The following is an 18,157-nucleotide window of genomic DNA, read 5'->3' on the forward strand; positions in this document are numbered from 1 at the left end:
TTACCAAGGCAGGGAGAAGGTCTTGACGTTGGTGTAGCTCTTCATCGCCTCGATGACGCCTTCCTTGTAGCCGTTGCCGGAATCCTTGATACCGCCGAAGGGGCTCATCTCGATGCGGTATCCCGGCACTTCCCAAACGTTGACGGTGCCGACCTTCAGGCCGGTGATGTATTTCTGCATGCGGCGGAAATCGTTGGTGCAGACGCCCGACGACAGGCCGAAAGCCGTCGAGTTCGACAGCTTAATCAGCGCCTCGTCATCGTCAGGCGCGCGCACGATCGGCACGATCGGCCCGAAGGTCTCCTCCATCACCAGCTCAGACTGGTGCGGCACGCGGTCGACGACGATCGGCGGCAGCAGCGCCCCCTTGCGGCCGGGATCGTAGAGCACCTCGGCGCCCTGCTCGGCCGCCATGCAAACGCGCTTCTCGAACAGCGCTGCCGCCTTTTCATGCACCACGGTGCCGAGCTGCGTTGCCGGGTCGCGCGGATCGCCGAATTTGATGGCCTTGGCCCGTTCCAGCACCATCGACACGAAGCGGTCTGCGACCTTCTCCTGCACCAGGATGCGCTTGACTGCCGTGCAGCGCTGGCCGGAATTCTTGGTGGCACCCGCCACGGCGAGATCGGCGGCCTTCGCAAGGTCCTCGTCCGACAGATCGTTGAGCACGATCAGCGGATCGTTGCCGCCGAGCTCCAGCACCTGGCGTTTGTAGCCGGCCTTCGACGCGATCATCTTGCCGACCGGCACGCCGCCGGTGAAGGTGATGAGATCGATGTTGGGATTGGTGATCATCTCGTCGCCGATATCGGCCGGCCATCCGGTGACCACCGAGAACATCTCCGGCGGCAGCCCAGCCTCGTAGAGGATGTCGGCCAGCATCAGCGCGGTGATCGGTGTCAGTTCCGTCGGCTTGACCACCACGCAATTGTTGGTGGCGATCGCCGGCGCGACTTTATGCGAGACCATATTGAGCGGATGGTTGAAGGGCGTGATCGCCGAGATCGCGCTAAGCGGCTCGCGGATGGTGAAGATTTTGCGCTGCTTGCCATGCGGGGTGAGATCGCAGGAAAAGATCTGCCCGTCGTCCTGGATGGCCAGCTGACCGCTGAGCGTAAAAACGTCGAAGGCGCGGCCGACTTCGTAGAGCGAATCCTGCTTGGAGATGCCGAGCTCCAGCGTGATGAGATCCGACAGCTCGTCCTTGCGCGCATTGAGCAGCTCGGCGGTCCTGAGCAGGATCTTCTGCCGCTCGTAGCGCGTCAGCTTCGGCTGGTAGGCGGCGGCGATCTCGAAGGCGCGCTTGGCATGCTCAGCCCGGCCCGCCGGCACGGTGCCGATGACGGTATCGTTCCAGGGGAAACGCACTTCCAGCCTGTGCTCGGCGTCGACCTTCTCGCCGGCAATGCGCATCGGCTCGTGGCGGACTTTGATGGCGGGATCGAGTTGGGTCATGGGGTTTGGTTCCAGTCTTGCATGCGTCGCGGGGCCGACCCCCACTCCGGCCCTGGGGGCCACCTCTCCCCCGATCGACGGGGGAGAGGAAATCAGGTCAGCGCCCTACTGCTCCAATCCAAAAGCGCTGCACTTCAAGCCAAGGCACGGTGGAGCAGTCTGGGCGCCTTTCTTCTCCCCCCTCGATCGGGGGAGAGGTGCCGGGCGAAGCCCGGCGGAGTGGGGGTCGACAGCGCCCAACCTATGCCTGCGCCGCCGCCATCGTCGCATAGAAGAACGCATCGAAATTCCGCAGCACAGGCTCGTTCGGCAGGTCCGCCAGCACGCGGTTGACAATGAAGGGCACCTCCTGCTCGGTCAGCCCGCCGTGTGAGCGCAGCGGCTCGTCGAGTGCCGCCAGATTATGCCGGTGTTCCGACGTGCCGATTGTCTTGTTCTCGCCCGAGATCAGGATGATGTCGCCCATGCGGTCCTCGGGCAGTTCGAACCGCGCGGAGCCCTCCTCGCGGCCGAGCACCAGGATAATGCCCTCGACTTTCCTAAGCTTCGCCATGATCGCCTCCCGATCCGCGCCCTTCGGCAGATAGGCGGTGGCGAAGGAACCCAGCGCGCCGTGATGCACCACATAGGGATCAGTGATCGGCAGGATCACCCTGGCCGCGTCCTTACCCAGCCATTCGTCGAGAAGATCCTGGACATAGACGACATTGGGCGAGCCGTCGGCATGATGCTTCGGCTTCATGCCATGATCGGCGGTGACGACGATCGCCGCGCCCTGAGCATCCAACTCGACAAGGTACTTGTCGAACATCTCGTAGAAGGCATTGGCCTGGGGCACCCCCGGCGCATATTTGTGCTGCACATAGTCGGTGGTGGTGAGATACATCACGTCCGGCCGGAATTCCTTCAGCAGTTGCACGCCGGCAGCGAAAACGAATTCCGAAAGTTCCGCGGAATAGACCTCGGGCACGGCCAGGCCGAAATGCTTGGAGGCATTGTCGATCCCGTGTTCGGCTTTCGTCGTGGTGTCGGACCTCTCGGCCGAGAAGCACATCGCCCTGCCGTCGTCGAACTTCAGCCCCTTGCCGAGCAGCGCCCTGAGCTTGTCCTTGGCCGTCACCACCGCCACCTTGGCGCCTGCATCGCAGAAAGCCTGGAAGATCGTCGGCGCGCGCAGGAACTTCGGGTCGTTCATCATCACCTCCTCGCCCGTTTCCGGGTTGTAGAGGTAGTTGCCGCAGATGCCGTGCACAGCGGGCGGCCGGCCGGTGGCGATCGACAGATTGTTCGGGTTGGTGAAGCTCGGGATCACCGAATGGGCAAAGCGCACCGTGCCCTTCTTTTTGATCCTTTCCAGCGCCGGCATCAGCCCGGCCTCGATCGCCTCATCGAGATAGGCCGGCTCGCAGCCATCGAGGCAGATGGCGATCGCCGGCACCCGCGGCCAGGCATAGGAGCGGCCATTGGCCGTGACGTTGACGGGAGACATCTGGTTCATGGAAACCTCAAAGATCGTGTTCAGGCGGCAAGCTTGGCGCGCTCGGCGATTGCGGCGGGGGACGGTGCGGCGGTCTCGACGCCCAATTCCTTCAGCGACTGCGCTGCTGCTTCGACCACGCGGCGCATGACGTGCTCGTCCATCTGGCCGATGCAGCCGATGCGGAAGGAGTCCACGACCGTCAGCTTGCCCGGATAGATGATGAAGCCCTTGTCCTTCATCAGCTCGTAGAAGCGGTCGAAGGCGAAGTTCGGGTGCGCCGGATTGAAGAAGGTGACGATGATCGGCGACAGCCAGCGATCCTTAAGCAGCGTCTCGAAGCCAAGCTCGCGCATGCCGGCGACCATGATGTCGCGGTTGAGCGTGTAGCGCGCGCCGCGCCCAGCGACGCCGCCTTCCGCCTCGTGCAGGCGCAGCGCTTCGAGGAAGGCCGCGACGACATGCGTCGGCGGCGTGTAGCGCCACTGTCCCGTCTTGTTCATATGCGCCCACTGCGCATGGACATCGAGCGACAGCGAATGGCTGCGGCCCTTGGCGGCTTCGAGTTCGCTCTTGCGGGCGATGACGAAACCGAAGCCCGGTACGCCCTCGATGCATTTGTTGGCCGACGACACCATCGCCTCGTAGCGGATGTCGTTGACATTGAGCGGGATGGCGCCGAAGGCGCTCATGGAATCGACCAGCAGCTTGCGGCCATTGGCATAGACGGCTTCCGAAATCTCGGCGACCGGATTGAGGATGCCGGAACTGGTCTCGCAATGGATGGCGATCACATGCGTGATCGCCGCATCCGCCTTCAGCGCCGCCGCCACCTCGTCGCCGCGCGGCGGCAGGTAGTCCCCCTTGTCGATCAGCGTGTAGGCGCGGCCGATATACTGCATCGTCTGCGCGGCGCGCAGGCCGTAGGCGCCGTTGGCCAGCACCAGCACCTTGCCGTCCTTCGGCACGAAGGAGCCGAGCATGGCCTCGACGCAGAAGGAACCGCTGCCTTGCATCGGCACGCAGTCGAATTCGTCTCTGGCGTCGCCGGTGAGCGCCAGCAGGCGGCGACGCAGATCGGCCGTCATGGCGCGGAAATCGCCATCCCAGGAGCCCCAGTCGCGCAGCATCGCCTGCTTGACGGCGTAGGAGGTGGTGAGCGGGCCAGGCGTCAGCAGATAGGGTTCGCCCAGCGCCGGCGCATCCAGCGGCTTTGTTGCCGCAAATTTCGTCTCAGCGCGCATGCCGCCCTCCCACTTCGATCCTGTCATTGGAATATGACACGCATTCTCGGTGGGGATGACATATTTGTAAAATCGTTATTTTGTATTGATGTATCGATCTGATCGATGCTACGACCTCAGACCATAAGCGCCGCCAGGGGAGCCATGCGAATGCGCTATGTCCAGCTCAGGGCCTTTCACCAGGTCGCCATCTCTGGCGGTTTTTCACGCGCTGCCGAAGCGCTGTTCCTGACCCAGCCGGCGATTTCGGATCAGGTGCGCAAGCTTGAGGAAGAATACGACGTGCTTCTGTTCAACCGGAACAAGAAGCAGGTCACGCTGACCAGCCAGGGCCAGAGGCTGCTCGAGATCACCCACCGCATGTTCGAGACCGAACAACAGGCGCTGGAGCTGCTGACGGAATCGCGCGCGCTGCGCGCCGGCACGTTGCGCATCGTCGCCGACGCGGCGCACCACCTTCTGCACATCCTTGGCGCCTTTCGCGCCCGTTATCCCGGCGTCCAGGTTTCGCTGCGCTCCGGCAACACCGAAACCGTGATCAGCAGCCTTTACAGCTATGATGCCGACATCGGCGTGCTGCCCGAAGTGCCGATAGGCCGCGATTTCGAAATGCTGAAGCTCAACTCCACGCCGATCATCGCTTTCGTCTCTGCCGACCATCCACTGTCGGGCAAGAAATCGCTGACGCTGGAGCAATTGGCACAGGAGCCTCTGGTGATGCGCGAGCGCGGCTCCAAGACGCGCAAGAAGCTGGAGGACCTTGCCGCGGCCTCCGGCATCGAGCTCAAGCCCGCGATCGAGGCCGAAGGGCGCGAAGCGGTGCGCGAGATCGTCGCCTCCGGCGCCGGCGTCGGCTTCGTCTCGGCGGCCGAGTTCGGTCACGATTCGCGGTTGGCTGAGATCGCGATCGATGCCCCCGAGACGTTGATGGACGAAGCGCTGATCTGCCTGCGCGAACGCAGCGGCGGCAAGCTGGTGCGCGCCTTCCTCGACATGGCCCGTTCTATGTCGGGGGATTGACCCTCTGCCTTAGGTCGACCCGGGCGCCGCGGTGACCCGCCACACCGTGTTGCCGACATCGTCGGCAATGAGCAGCGCGCCGGATTTGTCGACGGCAACGCCGACCGGACGGCCCCTCGCCTCGCCCTTGTCGTTGAGGAAGCCGGTCACGACGTCCTGCGCCATACCGTTCGGGTGTCCGCCGCTGAACGGCACGAAAACCACCTTGTAACCGTTGAACTGGGAGCGGTCCCAACTGCCATGCTCGCCGACAAAGGCGCCGCCGCGATAGGATTGCGGCAGCTTGTCCGCGGTGTAGAAGGCAAGCCCGAGCGGCGCGACATGCGAGCTCAGCGCATAGTCCGGCGGGATGGCCTTGGCCACCATGTCCGGCCGCTGCGGCATCACACGCGGATCGACATGCTGGCCGTAGTAGCTGTAGGGCCAGCCATAGAAGGCGCCGTCCTTCACCGACGTCATGTAATCCGGCACAAGGTTCGGCCCGAGCTCGTCGCGCTCGTTGACCACGGTCCAGAGCGCTTTGCTCTGAGGCTCGAACGACAGGCCGTTGGGGTTGCGCAGCCCGCTGGCGAAGATGCGCGAGCGGCCGGTGGCGCGGTCGACCTCCCAGATTGCGGCGCGGTCCTTTTCGGCCTGGATGCCGTTCTCGGTGATGTTGCTGTTCGAGCCGACGCCGACATAGAGCAATGAGCCGTCCGGGCTCGCGACCAGGCTCTTCGTCCAGTGGTGATCGATCGGCCCACCAGGCAGTTCCGTCAGCACCTTGCCGGGCGCCGTGATCTTTGTATCGCCCGGCTGGTAGGAATAGCGCACGATCGCATCCGTATTGGCGACATAGAGGTCATTGCCGACCAGCGCCACGCCGAAGGGCGAGCTGAGATGGTCGAGAAACACGCCCTGATATTCCAGCTTGCCGTCGCCATTGGTGTCGCGCAGCAGCGTGATGCGGTTGCTCGGCCCGGTGTCGCCGCCGGAGGTGACCCAGCTCTCGACCAAGCCCATGACGATGTCCTTGGGTCGCTTGACCGATGCTTCTGTAGGCGCTTTCGATTCCACCACCAGAACATCACCGTTCGGCAGCACATAAAGCGAGCGCGGATGCTGAAGCCCCTTCGCCATCGCCTCGATCTGCAGGCCTTGCGCGACGGTCGGCTTTTCGTCGTTCTTCCAGCCGACCACCTTGGCCAGGTGCATTGGCGGGAACAGGTACTGGTTTATCTCCGGCAGTTTCGGGTTAGGACCAATCTGCGCGTTCGGGTCCGTGTTGTCGTCACTGCAGCCGGCGACACCCAGCGCTGTTGCACAGCAAAGCGCCGCGATCGTCCAACGGAATGCACTGTCAGGTCGGCTCATCGGCCACTCCTACGTGATAGCGATAGACCAGCGCCCAGCCGAGCCAGCCCGTGAAGATCAGGATGACCACCACCAGCGCCGACAGGATCAAGCCGGTCGGCACCACGGATGTCCAGGCGTCGCGCGTGTGGATCAGCATGTTGAAGAAGGAAAGCACCAGCACGACAAGGTTGCCGGCCATGTGCAGCCATGCGGTGGGCTGCTCGCGTATCCTGCGGCCGCCGAGGAAATCGGTCAGCCCGGCAATGGCGGCCAGGATGCCGACGATGACGCCAACGGTCAGCAGCCAGGCCGAAAAATTGGCCCAGGTCATCTCGGCGGTACGCCAATAGGCGATATCGGTCAGCAACGTCCCGACGAAACACGCAATCGGGATCGTTACCAGCATCGGATGGATGGGATGGCCGGCTATGCTTGCCTTCGACCGGGGATTTTCCATGCGGAAGCTCCTTTCCGCCCTGCAGCGTGAAACTCAACAGCATGAAAAGACGAATGTTCCGTCGGAAATACTTGCGCTCACCAGAAGGTGAACGAACCGGCGATCAGTCCAGTTGCCGCGAAACCAGGCTGCCGCCGCCTCGTCAGCCCTGCGGATGAACCTGCGGCAGCGCCGCGTCGAGCGAGCGTTCGAACGCGTCGACCAGCGTATCGATCTGGGCTTCGGTGATGATCAGCGGCGGACAGAAGGCGATGGCATCGCCCATGTTGCGCGAGATGACGCCGTTCTGCTGCAGGAAACCGTTGACCAAAGCGCCGAGCGCTGCCGGCTTGCCCCAGGGCGCCTTGATTGCCTTGTCGGCGACCAGCTCGACCGCGGCGATAAGACCGACGCCGCGCACCTCGCCAACCAGCGGATGCGAGGCGAGCCGGCGCAGCCTTGCCTGCAGATGCGCGCCCACCTTGCGGGCATTGCCGACGAGGTCGCGCTCTTCGATCAGCTTGATGTTTTCCAGCGCCACGGCCGCGGCGACCGGATGGCCGCCGCCGGTGAAGCCATGGCCGAAAGTGCCGATCCGGTCGCTCTCATCGGCGATCGGCTCGAACACCCGATCGTTGATCAGCAGCGCCGAGATCGGCAGGTAGGAGGAAGAAATCTGCTTCGACAGCACCATGATGTCGGGGCGCATGCCGAAGGTCCGCGAGCCGAACATCTCGCCGGTCCTGCCAAAGCCGCAGATCACCTCGTCGGCCACCAGCAAAACGTCGTATTTCGCCAGCACCGCCTGGATCTTTTCCCAGTAGCCGGCGGGCGGGACGATAACGCCACCCGCGCCCATGACCGGCTCGCCGATGAAGGCGGCGATCGTTTCAGGTCCCTCGGCGAGGATGAGCTTTTCCAACTCGTCGGCGAGCCGCGCGGAGAACTGCTCCTCGCTCTCGCCGGGCTGGGCGTCGCGCCAGTGGTGCGGTGTCGCGGTGTGCAGGATGTTGGCGATCGGCAGGTCGAAGGAAAGATGATTGTTTGGCAGGCCGGTCAGGCTCGCAGAGGCGATGGTGACGCCGTGATAGCCGCGCTTGCGGCTGATGATCTTCTTGCGCGCCGGCTGTCCAAGCGCGTTCGAGCGGTACCAGATCATCTTGATCGCGGTGTCGTTGGCCTCGGAGCCCGAATTGGTGAAATAGGCCTTGCTCATCGGCACCGGCGCCATCTGCACCAGCTTCTCGGCGAGATCGATCAGCGGCGCATGCGCCTTCGAGCCGAAGTCGTGATAGAAGGGCAGCTTCGACATCTGCCTTGTCGCGGCATCCACCAGCCGCTTTTCCGAAAAGCCGACGGCGACGCTCCACAGGCCAGCCATCGCCTCGATGTAGCGATTGCCGGCGATGTCCTCCACATAGACGCCTTCGCCCTTCTCGATCACCAGCGGCCCCGTTTCCTGATGCTTGCGGGCATTGGTATAACCATGCATGTGATAGCGGATGTCGCGGGCTTCGGGAGAATTCGGTCTGGCGTCCATCGTGGCGGCTCCTGTCTGCAGGCGTTCAAAGCGAAACCGGAACTTCCTCCTTGTCGAGGAGTCCCAAAAATTCCGCCTTGCATTGCGGCGGTTGATGCCTCATCGCGCAGGCTGACCGCAAGGGCCGCGATGTCGGGATCGATAGCGCCAACAGCCTCGGCGCGGTAGCGATGCGCGGGACGGGCAGCAGGACCAGGCCATGGAACAGGTTGATTGCATCATCGCGGGCGCCGGCGTGATCGGTCTGGCGATCGCACGCGCACTGGCCGAGCGGGGTCTCGAAACCCTGGTCCTCGAAGCGACCGACGCGATCGGCACCGAAACGAGTTCTCGCAATTCCGAGGTGATCCATGCCGGCCTCTATTACCCGCAAGGCTCGCTGAAGGCACGGCTCTGCGTGGCAGGGCGCGACATGCTCTACCGCTACTGCCCCGAGCGTTCGATCCCGCACCGCCGATGCGGCAAGCTGATCGTCGCGACCGACGCGACGCAGGAGCCTATGCTTGCCACCATTCGCGCCAACGCCGCGGCCTGCGGTGTCGAGGATCTGCGCTTTCTCTCCGCCACGGAAGCGCAGGCATTGGAGCCGGCGCTGCATTGCACGGCGGCGCTACTCTCGCCCTCGACCGGCATCGTCGACAGCCACGGGCTGATGCTTGCCCTGCTCGGCGACGCCGAGGAGAACGGCGCGATGCTCTCGCTCAATACCCGCGTCGTCTCGGGCCGTGTCGAGGCAAGCCGGATTGTGTTGCGGACGATGGACACGGCGAGCGGCGAAAAGTTCGAGATCGCCGCATCGCGCCTCGTCAATGCGGCCGGCCTCGGCGCGGTCGCGTTGGCCGGCTCGCTCGAAGGATTCGACCGGCAATTCCTGCCGACGCTCCGCTATGCCAAGGGCAATTATTTCTCGGTTGCCGGCCGCGCGCCTTTTTCACATCTTGTCTATCCTGTGCCCGAGCCTGGCGGGCTCGGCGTCCATCTGACCCTCGACCTTGCCGGCACCGCCCGTTTCGGACCGGACGTCGAATGGACGGACACGTTGGACTATCGCGTCGATCCGGCGCGCGGCGCGCGCTTCTATGCTGAAATCCGCAAATATTGGCCCGATCTGGCAGATGGCAGCCTGCAGGCCGCCTATAGCGGCATCCGGCCGAAGCTGTCAGGTCCGGGTGAGGCCAACAGCGATTTCGTGATCCAGGATGCCGAAACACACGGCATCGGCGGCCTGGTCAACCTGTTCGGCATCGAAAGTCCCGGCCTGACCTCCTGCCTGGCCATCGCCTTCCACGTGGCCCGCATCCTGGCGCCTTAAATCATCCCAGCCGCGCGGCGTGCCATCTCAGATGGTCGTCCATGAAGGTCGAGATGAAACTGTAGGAATGGTCGTAGCCTTCCTGCATGCGCAGCGTGAGATCAATGCCGCCCTTCTCGCAAGCCTCTTCGAGAAGCCAAGGGCGGAGACCGTCCTGCAGGAAGCCGTCAGCGCTTCCCTGGTCGACGAGGAATTCCGGGAAGCGCTTGCCGTCCTCGATCAGCAGCGTCGTGTCATAAGCGCGCCAGGCTTTTTCGTCCGATCCGAGATATTTCTCGAAGGCCGGCCGTGACCAGCCGGCCGTCGACGGCTGCACGATCGGCGCGAAAGCCGAGCAGCTTCGGTAGCGCTCGGGATTTTTGAGAACGATCGTCAGCGCGCCATGTCCGCCCATCGAATGGCCAAAGATGCCCTGGCGCGACATGTCGACCGGAAAATTGGTGGCGAGGAGCGCCGGCAATTCCTCTGTGATGTAGGAGTACATGCGGTAGTTCTTTGCGTAAGGCTGCTCGGTCGCATCCAGGTAGAAGCCTGCGCCGCAGCCGAATTGCCAATTGTCCATCTCGTCCGGAACGTCCGGTCCACGCGGACTGGTATCGGGACAAACGATGACGAGCCCAAGCTCGGACGCCAGGCGCCGGTACTCGCCCTTGTCCATGACATTTGCATGCGTGCAGGTAAGGCCGGACAGGTACCAGAGGACCGGCAGCGGCCGGTCCTTGGCCTGCGGTGGCACGAACACCGCGAAGGTCATGTCGCAGGCGCAAACCTCCGAAGCATGCGAATAGACGCCCTGGACACCGCCATGCGATTTGGAGGTGGAAACGACCTTCATCGGCTGCCTCATGTCTGGAAATCCGCGACCGGCATAGCCGCCGGCTAGGGCTCGCGCAACCTCGCATTTCGCAAAGCTGGACGGATGGCGCAACGAGCCGTGCCGGTGCCGATTAACCCGACGGAGCGATCAGGTCCGGGCCAATCTCTTGGAAACTCGGCATCCCGGAGAGCTTCAGGCCGGTCCCGATCTCGTCGAGCAAAATATCCAGCACCCGCTCGACACCGGCTTGTCCGTTCACGGCGCCGAACAAAGCGGCACGGCCGACTGCTGAGGCCGTCGCTCCGCGGGCTTTTGCCTTGATGACGTCCATGCCCGTGCGAATGCCGGAATCGATCAGGATCGGAGCCTGGCCGCCCACGGCTGCATGCACGGCGCCAAAAGCATCTATGCTCGAGATCGCGCCATCGAGCTGGCGGCCGCCATGATTGGATACCCAGATCCCATCCGCGCCCTCCGCGATCAATCTGGCCGCATCGCCCGGGTGCAGGACGCCCTTGACGATCAGTGAGCCCTTCCACCAGTCGCGGATCGTACGAAAGTCGTTCCAGTCGAAACCCGCATGGAGACTGCGGCCGACGCGCGCGGCGATTGTCAGTCCCGCGCTGGTGTCGCCGAGATAGAAGCGGACATTCTCGAATTGCGGCAGACCGCCGCGAAGCAGGCGAAACGACCAGTCCGGATGCGCGATCCCTTCGATCATGTGCCGCAGCGAGGGCCTGAGCGGGATCGAAATTCCGTTCCTCAGGTCCTTTTCGCGCTTGCCGCCCGCCTGCAGGTCGACGGTGATGACGAGCGCCGAATAGCCGAATTCCTGCGCCTGCCGCACCAGCCGGCGATTGAAATCGAAATCCTTCAGCACGTAGAGCTGGAACCATAGCGGTCCCTGGACGGCCCTTGCCATGCGCTCGATGCCGGTCGTCGCCATGGTCGACAGCGTGTAGGGAATGCCGCGCGCCGCCGCCGCTTTGGCAATCGCAATGTCGGCGCCGGGTCGCACCAGCGCGCAGGATCCCATCGGGCTGATCACCAGCGGTGTCGGATAGGTCTTGGACCACAGGGTGGTGGTGAGATCGGGCCGGGATACGTCGGTCAGAACACGCGGCAGCAGCCGGATGCGTTCGAAGCCGGCGCGGTTGTCGCGCAAGGTCAGTTCCTGGCCTGCTCCGCCATCGACGAACTCGAAGACCGACCTCGGCAGCCGGCGGCGCGCCAGCTGGCGGAAATCCTCCACCGACACGAGGCGATCGAGCCGCCCCATCGCCTCAGGCCGCGAGCCGGTCGCAGACGTTCCCAGTGATCTCCGCGGTCGATGATTTTCCCTTCAGGTCGGCGCTGAGCAGTCCGCCCGCCAGGCACGCTTCCGTCACGCGGCGGATTTGTCCGGCGGCCCGGAGCAGCCCTTCGTCGCCATGGCCGCGGCCAAGCCAGTCGAGCATGGCCGCCGCCGACAGGATCATCCCGTACGGATTGGCGATCCCCTTGCCGGCAATGTCCGGGGCGGAGCCGTGCGCGGCCTGGAAGAAGCCCTTCGTGTCCCCGACTTCCGCCGACGGCGCCATGCCCATGCCGCCGACCGTCGCCGCCGCCAGATCGGAGAGAATGTCGCCGAACATGTTCTCGCTGACGATGACGTTGAAATGGCCGGGCTTCAGCACGAGATGCATTGCCATGGCGTCGACCAGCGCATGTTCCGTCGCGATGTCGGGATAGTCTTTCGCCACCTCGTCGAACACGGAGCGGAAAAAGGCGTAGCTGCGCAGCACATTGGCCTTGTCGCAGCAGGTCACTCGGCGCACGCCATCGCCCGGGGCGCCGTTCGACTGGCGTGCCAGCTCGAAGGCCTTGCGCACGATGCGCTCGATGCCGGCGCGCGTCTGCACGAGCGTGTCGACCGCCACTTCGCCGCGCAGCAGCGCCCCTGCCCCGCGCGCCGCGTAAAGCCCTTCGCTGTTCTCGCGCAGGATGACGTAGTCGATGTCGCCGGCCTTCACCCCGCTGAGCGGGCTCGTCACCCCTTCGAAGAGCCTGATCGGGCGGATGTTGGCATAGAGGTCGAGCTCGAAGCGGAGCCTCAGAGTGAAGTCGAGCCCGGCTTCCGTACCGTCCGGATAGACCACGCCGGGCAGGCCGCCGGCGCCATGCAGGATCGCATCCGCCGCCTGGCATGCCGCAAACGTCGGCTCGGGAAAACTCTGCCCGGTCTTCAGGTAATGCTCGGCTCCGGCCGGGTATTCGGTGAAGCGCAATGGGCAACCCGGCCCGAGTGCGGCCCTCACCACCTCGACCGCCGCGGCGCACACTTCGGGGCCGATGCCGTCGCCATCCACGACCGCGATCTGGTAGACATCCTTCATTGCCAACCCCTCAGGAACGCAAATATTCAGATGCACTTGCCGCCGTCGACATTGAGATCGACGCCGGTGATCATGCTGGCTTCGTCGGAGCACAGGAACGCCGCGGCGTTGCCCATGTCCTGCGGCGTCGACAGCCGTCCGATCGGAATGGTGGCGACGACGCGGGCGCGGTTTTCCTCGCCCGAGCCGATGAAGGTGGACAGAAGCGGCGTGTCGCCGGCAACTGGGTTGATCGCGTTGACGCGGATGCCGAACGGCGCGAGTTCCACCGCCATGGCGCGGGTGGCTGCAATCGCCCAACCCTTGGAGGCGTTGTACCAGGTGAGGTTCGGACGCGGCGAGACACCGCCCGTGGAAGCGACGTTGAGGATGGCGCCCGCTTTGTTCGACTTGAAATGCGGCACCACGGCCCGGGCGCCGTTGTAGATCGAGCGCATGTTGACGTTGGCGATGCGGTCGAACAGGCCTTCGTCCATCGTCTCCAGCGGCAGCGGCGGCTGAGCGACGCCGGCATTGTTGACGAGTATGTCGAGCCCGCCGAAGGCCGAGCGCGCAAGGTCGACGGCCGCGACAAAGCTCCCCAGCGTCGAGACGTCGCCCGTGATCGGCCGCACTTTGTCGCCGGCTTCACCAGCAACGCGCGAAGCTGCGGCCTCGTCGCGATCCATCAGCACGACAGATGCGCCTTCCTCGACGAATTTCTTGACGATGCCTTCGCCAAACCCCGACCCGCCACCGGTGATGATGGTGACCTTGCCAGCAAGTCTCATATCTCTTCCTCCGTTGCCGGAACCATCGGGGAAGACGCGCGCGTTGCACAGTCCGATTATCTGAACGCCCTTTTAGCTTTCCTTGTTTGAGGTCGCCCGCACCGGGAGTAATAGTCGGCTCGGAATTCGTGAGGAGGAGACGATGACGCTGAACTTCGACCCGAGGGCGAAGGCCACGACGCTCTACCATGGCGAATTCCGGCCGATGTTCATCGGCGGCAAATGGGTCGCGGCGCAGTCCGGCGAGGTAATGCAGGCGCTGAACCCGGCGACAGGCGAGGTGCTGGCGACCGTGCCGCGCGGCGGAGCCGCGGACATCGACGCGGCGGTGACCGCCGCGCGGGCGGCGTTCGAGGGCTCTTGGTCCAAATTCTCGCCCTACGAACGGCAATGCGTGTTGCTCAGGATCGCCGACCTCTTCGAAAAAAATTGGGAAGAGCTCAGCGTTTCCGACACGCTCGACATGGGGCTGCCGATCAGCCGCACGCTGGCCAACCGGCGCCGCGTCATCGGCATGCTGCGCTTCTATGGCGGCATGGCGACCGCGCTGCATGGCGAGGCGATCGACAATTCCATCCCCGGCGAGATCGTCACCTTCACCCGGCGCGAGCCGGTCGGCGTCGTCGGCGCAATCATTCCCTGGAATGCGCCGACCGCCGCCTCGGTCTGGAAGATCGCGCCGGCTCTCGCCACCGGCTGCAGCATCGTGCTGAAGCCCTCGGAGGATGCATCGCTGACGCCGCTCCTGATCGCGAAGCTGATGCAGGAAGCCGGCGTGCCCGACGGTGTCGTCAACATCGTCACCGGCACCGGCGCCGAAGCCGGCGCGCGGCTTGCCGAGCACCCGGATGTCAACAAGATCGTCTTCACCGGCTCGACGCTGACCGGCCAGGCGATCGCCCGCGCCGGCGTGACCAACCTCAAGCGCGTTTCGCTGGAGCTCGGCGGCAAGTCGCCGATCATCGTCTGCCGCGACGCCGATATCGACAAGGCCGTGCCGGTCGCGGCGATGGCGGTGTTCGTGCATTCGGGCCAGATCTGCATCGCCGGCTCGCGGCTGTTCGTGGCGCGCGAGATCCATGACGAGTTCGTACGCCGCGTCGCCGAGTTCGCCGGTAAGCTGCGCATCGGCCACGGCATCGAGGCGGAGACCGAGATCGGGCCGCTGATCAATGCAAGGCAGGCCGGCAAGGTGGAGGGCTACATCAAGGCCGGCAGCGACGAAGGTGCCAGGCTGGTCGCCGGCGGCTCAAGGCTGACGGGCGAGCTCTATGACGGCGGCAATTTCATCGCGCCGACCGTCTTCGGCGGCGTCTCGGACAAGATGACGATCGCGCGGGAGGAAATCTTCGGCCCGGTCATTTCGGCCATGCCCTTCGACACGCTGGACGAGGCCGTCGCGCGTGCCAACGCGACGCCCTACGGTCTGGCGGCGGGTATCTTCACCACCAATCTCGGCACCGCGCACAAGCTGGCGCGCCGCGTCAAGGCCGGCTCGGTCTGGGTCAACATGTACCACGCCATCGATCCGGCGGTGCCGTTCGGCGGCATGAAGATGTCAGGCTACGGCCGCGAAGGCGGCGTCGAGCACCTGCATGAATATCTGGAGACGAAGGCGGTTTGGATCCAGACGGATTGAAGCTGCGCTGGAACGGCTAGTGCGCCAGCTCGCGCAGATTGGTGCGGATCAGGTTCATCAGCTGTTCGGAAAACGAGTGGTGCACGTAGCCCCGCGCGGTGATGATGCCGACGGCGCGGTGGGCGTCGCGATGGTCGATCGGCACCACTCGCATGCGCTCGTCATTGCGCGAGATAGCGATGCCGGGCACCACGCAGACGCCCAGCCCCGACGACACCAGCGCCACCGCCGTCTGCGCGCTTTCGACTTCATATTGCGGCTTGAGCTCGATCCCCTCCGCCGCCGTCAACCGGTCGAGCAGGCCGCGCACCGCCGTCTTGCGGTTGAGCAGGATCAGCGGAAAGCGCTTCAGGTCCGACAGATTGAGCTTCTTCTCGCCGCCATAGCTCTCAGTCGGAATGCAGGCCATCAGCGGATCGTCGAGGATCGACTCGAACTGGAAGTCGTTGAGGTTCGGCAGTTCGGGACCGATGTAGAATTCAACCTCCTGCTGCTGCAACAGCGCAAGTGCCCCCTGCGGCGGCGTCTCGATGACCTCGACGATCGAGCGCGGATAGCGCAATTTGAACGTCGCCAATATGTCGCCCAGCCGGCTCGCCGCAAGCGTCGGCGCGCAGGCAATCTGCACCTTGCCCTTGCGCCGCGCGGCGATCTCGGTCAGCCGGTCGAGGCTGGTCTGCACCTGCGACATCGCATTGGCGATCTCCTCGAACAGCACCTGGCCTTCCGGCGTCAGGCTGGCGCGCTGCGCCGTGCGGATGAACAGCGAGATGCCGATCTGCTCCTCGAGGTCGCGTATCTGCATCGAGACGGCCGATGGCGAGCGGTTGCTCTCTTCGGCTGCGCGGCGGAAGCTGCCGTTTTCCGCGGCAAGCAGGAACGTCTGCAGAAGTTTGAGGTTGATGCTGGACATGTCCGCTCGGGCAGGTGATCTGAGCCTCCTGACCTATTCAGACGCGGAACTGTTTGCAAGGCAATAGGCCGGCTCAGGCGCCCGTCGGGTTTAGCCAGCAAATCTGTTCCCGCTCAAGGTGTGTTGAGATTCAGGTCAGCCCGAGTCGAAAACGGTGGCTTCCGAGAACCGGCCTACGCCGGCCGTAGCCTTCATAGAGCGGAGACCCTTATGAGGGCTTCGGCCGGCGAAGGCCGGAGCGGAGCGTACTTAAGTACGTGAGCACCGGCAGCGCAGGAAGGCACCGTTTGCAGGCCGGCCTCACCTGAATATCAACACACCTTAATGGACCGCAGCGAACATGACGCGTTCCTCGGTCGCCTCCGACAGCATCATCTCTTCCACCACGCGGCCGCGTTTCACGACCAGGATGCGATCGGAAACCGCAAGAATTTCCGGCAGGTAGGAGGAGATGACGACGACAGCCATGCCCTGGTCGGCGAGGTCGCTGATGAGCTGATGGATCTCGACGATCGCACCGACATCGACGCCGCGCGTCGGCTCGTCGAAGATCACCAGCTTGGGCTTCTGGATCAGCGACTTGGCGATCACCACCTTCTGCTGGTTGCCGCCGGAGAGCTCGATCATGCGAGCGCGTTCGCTGATCGACTTCAGCCTCAGCCGCTCGCCCCATTGCTTGGCAAGCTCCCTGGCGCGCGACATCGACACCATCGAGACCGGGTTGGATTCGCCGGTCAGTTCGCCGATCTGCAGGTTCTCGCCCGCCGTCATCGTTTCAAAGAACCCGTCGAACTTGCGGTCCTCCGTCACATAGACGATGCCGTCGCGCACCGCCGGCCGTGGCACGCGATAGCGCACCGACTTGCCGAGCAGGCGGATTTCACCGCCATGGAAGATGTTGCGCTTCAACAGGCCGGCGACGACCTTGGCCATCTCGGTGCGGCCGGCGCCGACCAGTCCGAACATGCCGGTGACCTGGCCCGAAAACACCGAGAAGGACGAGTTGCGCACCAGGCCGGCGCAGGAAAGGTTCTCGACCGAAAGCACCTTGTCGCCATAGGGGCGCGCGGTGCGCTTGACCTCGCCATGCAGCGTTTCGGTGAGCGTGCGGCCGACCATGGCCTGCACGATCGAGGCGCGGGTGAAGCCCTTGGCCTCGCCCGAAGCAACGATCTCGCCGTCGCGCATCACGGTGATGCGGTCGGCGACGGCGAGCGCCTCTTCGAGCGCATGAGTGATGAAAATGACGGCGATGCCGTCTTTCACCAGCCGCTGCAACAGGTTGAAGAAATGCCGCTTCTCTTCCGGCGTCAGCGTCGCGGTCGGCTCGTCGAAGATGATGACGCGGGCCTTGTGGTGGACGGCGCGCGCGATCTCGACCATCTGCTTGTGCGCGGCGCCCAGCGTGCTCACCTGCGCGGTCGGGTCGACTTGGAAACCCATGCCGGCGAGGAACTGGCGCGCCTGGATATAGAGGCCGCGCAGCCGGTTGAACATCTTCTCTTCGCCGAGATAGAGGTTCTGCGCCACCGTCATGGCCGGCACCAGATTGGTCTCCTGGAACACCATGGCGACGCCGGCGCGCAGCGCCTCGGCGGGGGTGGTGAAGGACACCTCCCTACCGTCGAAGAACAGCTTGCCCTCTGTCAGCTTGAACACGCCCGCCATGACCTTGGTCAGCGTCGATTTGCCGGCGCCGTTTTCGCCCAGAAGCGCGTGGATCTCTCCCTTGCGCAGGTCGAAATTGACGTTCTTGAAGGCAGGGATGCGCGCGAACGCCTTGGTCGCGCCCTTGAGTTCGATGATGTTGGCGTACGACATCGC

General features: G+C 64.2%; 15 protein-coding genes. 3 read left to right on the forward strand and 12 right to left on the reverse strand.

The window, feature by feature from the left end; translation table 11 throughout:
- From phnY to EN869_RS16885, 3 genes are all read right to left on the reverse strand, one after another.
- A complete protein-coding gene (gene phnY, locus EN869_RS16875) occupies window positions 1-1,455 on the reverse strand; it encodes a phosphonoacetaldehyde dehydrogenase (protein ID WP_127229328.1) in 1,455 nt (484 codons plus the stop codon).
- A 241-nt stretch (window positions 1,456-1,696) separates the two neighbouring features.
- Window positions 1,697-2,953, reverse strand: coding sequence for a phosphonoacetate hydrolase (gene phnA / locus EN869_RS16880; RefSeq protein ID WP_127229329.1), 1,257 nt, complete (start codon window positions 2,951-2,953; stop codon window positions 1,697-1,699).
- Between the two features lie 20 nt (window positions 2,954-2,973).
- Complete coding sequence (locus EN869_RS16885; protein WP_127229330.1) at window positions 2,974-4,176, reverse strand: 2-aminoethylphosphonate--pyruvate transaminase; 1,203 nt, start codon at window positions 4,174-4,176, stop codon at window positions 2,974-2,976.
- Window positions 4,177-4,326: 150 nt separating this feature from the next.
- Here EN869_RS16885 and EN869_RS16890 point away from each other — a divergent pair, with 150 nt between their 5' ends.
- Entirely contained in the window at window positions 4,327-5,196 is an 870-nt protein-coding gene (locus EN869_RS16890; RefSeq protein ID WP_127229331.1) for a LysR substrate-binding domain-containing protein, read from the forward strand.
- A 9-nt stretch (window positions 5,197-5,205) separates the two neighbouring features.
- Here EN869_RS16890 and EN869_RS16895 read toward each other — a convergent pair whose 3' ends face one another.
- The 3 genes from EN869_RS16895 to EN869_RS16905 form a co-directional block, all read right to left on the reverse strand.
- The gene (locus tag EN869_RS16895) at window positions 5,206-6,549 is read right to left on the reverse strand and encodes a sorbosone dehydrogenase family protein (protein ID WP_127229332.1); all 1,344 of its coding nucleotides are present in this window, start codon (window positions 6,547-6,549) and stop codon (window positions 5,206-5,208) included.
- Window positions 6,536-6,988, reverse strand: coding sequence for a DUF2231 domain-containing protein (locus tag EN869_RS16900; RefSeq protein WP_127229333.1), 453 nt, complete (start codon window positions 6,986-6,988; stop codon window positions 6,536-6,538). The genes EN869_RS16895 and EN869_RS16900 overlap by 14 nt, the downstream gene beginning before the upstream one ends.
- A gap of 142 nt (window positions 6,989-7,130) precedes the next feature.
- Window positions 7,131-8,507 carry an aspartate aminotransferase family protein gene (locus EN869_RS16905; RefSeq protein ID WP_127229334.1) on the reverse strand — a complete coding sequence of 459 codons (1,377 nt, stop codon included), beginning with the start codon at window positions 8,505-8,507 and terminating at the stop codon, window positions 7,131-7,133.
- 199 nt (window positions 8,508-8,706) lie between these two features.
- Here EN869_RS16905 and EN869_RS16910 point away from each other — a divergent pair, with 199 nt between their 5' ends.
- Entirely contained in the window at window positions 8,707-9,819 is a 1,113-nt protein-coding gene (locus tag EN869_RS16910; RefSeq protein ID WP_127229335.1) for an NAD(P)/FAD-dependent oxidoreductase, read from the forward strand.
- 1 nt (window position 9,820) lies between these two features.
- On the opposite strand, the gene fghA is transcribed toward EN869_RS16910, so the two are convergent.
- From fghA to EN869_RS16930, 4 genes are all read right to left on the reverse strand, one after another.
- The gene (fghA, locus tag EN869_RS16915) at window positions 9,821-10,654 is read right to left on the reverse strand and encodes an S-formylglutathione hydrolase (RefSeq protein ID WP_245489311.1); all 834 of its coding nucleotides are present in this window, start codon (window positions 10,652-10,654) and stop codon (window positions 9,821-9,823) included.
- 112 nt (window positions 10,655-10,766) lie between these two features.
- Window positions 10,767-11,915, reverse strand: a complete 1,149-nt coding sequence (locus EN869_RS16920; RefSeq protein ID WP_127229337.1) for an alpha-hydroxy acid oxidase — start codon at window positions 11,913-11,915, stop codon at window positions 10,767-10,769.
- 4 nt (window positions 11,916-11,919) lie between these two features.
- Entirely contained in the window at window positions 11,920-13,011 is a 1,092-nt protein-coding gene (locus EN869_RS16925) for an isocitrate/isopropylmalate dehydrogenase family protein (protein WP_127229338.1), read from the reverse strand.
- Window positions 13,012-13,037: 26 nt separating this feature from the next.
- Entirely contained in the window at window positions 13,038-13,781 is a 744-nt protein-coding gene (locus tag EN869_RS16930) for a glucose 1-dehydrogenase (RefSeq protein ID WP_127229339.1), read from the reverse strand.
- Window positions 13,782-13,923: 142 nt separating this feature from the next.
- On the opposite strand from EN869_RS16930, the gene EN869_RS16935 reads away from it, so the two are divergent.
- Window positions 13,924-15,420 carry an aldehyde dehydrogenase family protein gene (locus tag EN869_RS16935; RefSeq protein ID WP_127229340.1) on the forward strand — a complete coding sequence of 499 codons (1,497 nt, stop codon included), beginning with the start codon at window positions 13,924-13,926 and terminating at the stop codon, window positions 15,418-15,420.
- Window positions 15,421-15,436: 16 nt separating this feature from the next.
- Here the strand turns inward: EN869_RS16935 and EN869_RS16940 are convergent, their stop codons facing one another.
- On the reverse strand, window positions 15,437-16,333 hold the full coding sequence (locus EN869_RS16940; RefSeq protein WP_127229341.1) for a LysR family transcriptional regulator: 897 nt from the start codon (window positions 16,331-16,333) through the stop codon (window positions 15,437-15,439).
- Between the two features lie 321 nt (window positions 16,334-16,654).
- Window positions 16,655-18,154, reverse strand: a complete 1,500-nt coding sequence (locus EN869_RS16945; RefSeq protein WP_127229342.1) for a sugar ABC transporter ATP-binding protein — start codon at window positions 18,152-18,154, stop codon at window positions 16,655-16,657.
- Window positions 18,155-18,157 lie beyond the last annotated feature (3 nt).

This window comes from Mesorhizobium sp. M2D.F.Ca.ET.226.01.1.1 (genome assembly GCF_004022705.2).
Lineage (GTDB): Bacteria > Pseudomonadota > Alphaproteobacteria > Rhizobiales > Rhizobiaceae > Mesorhizobium.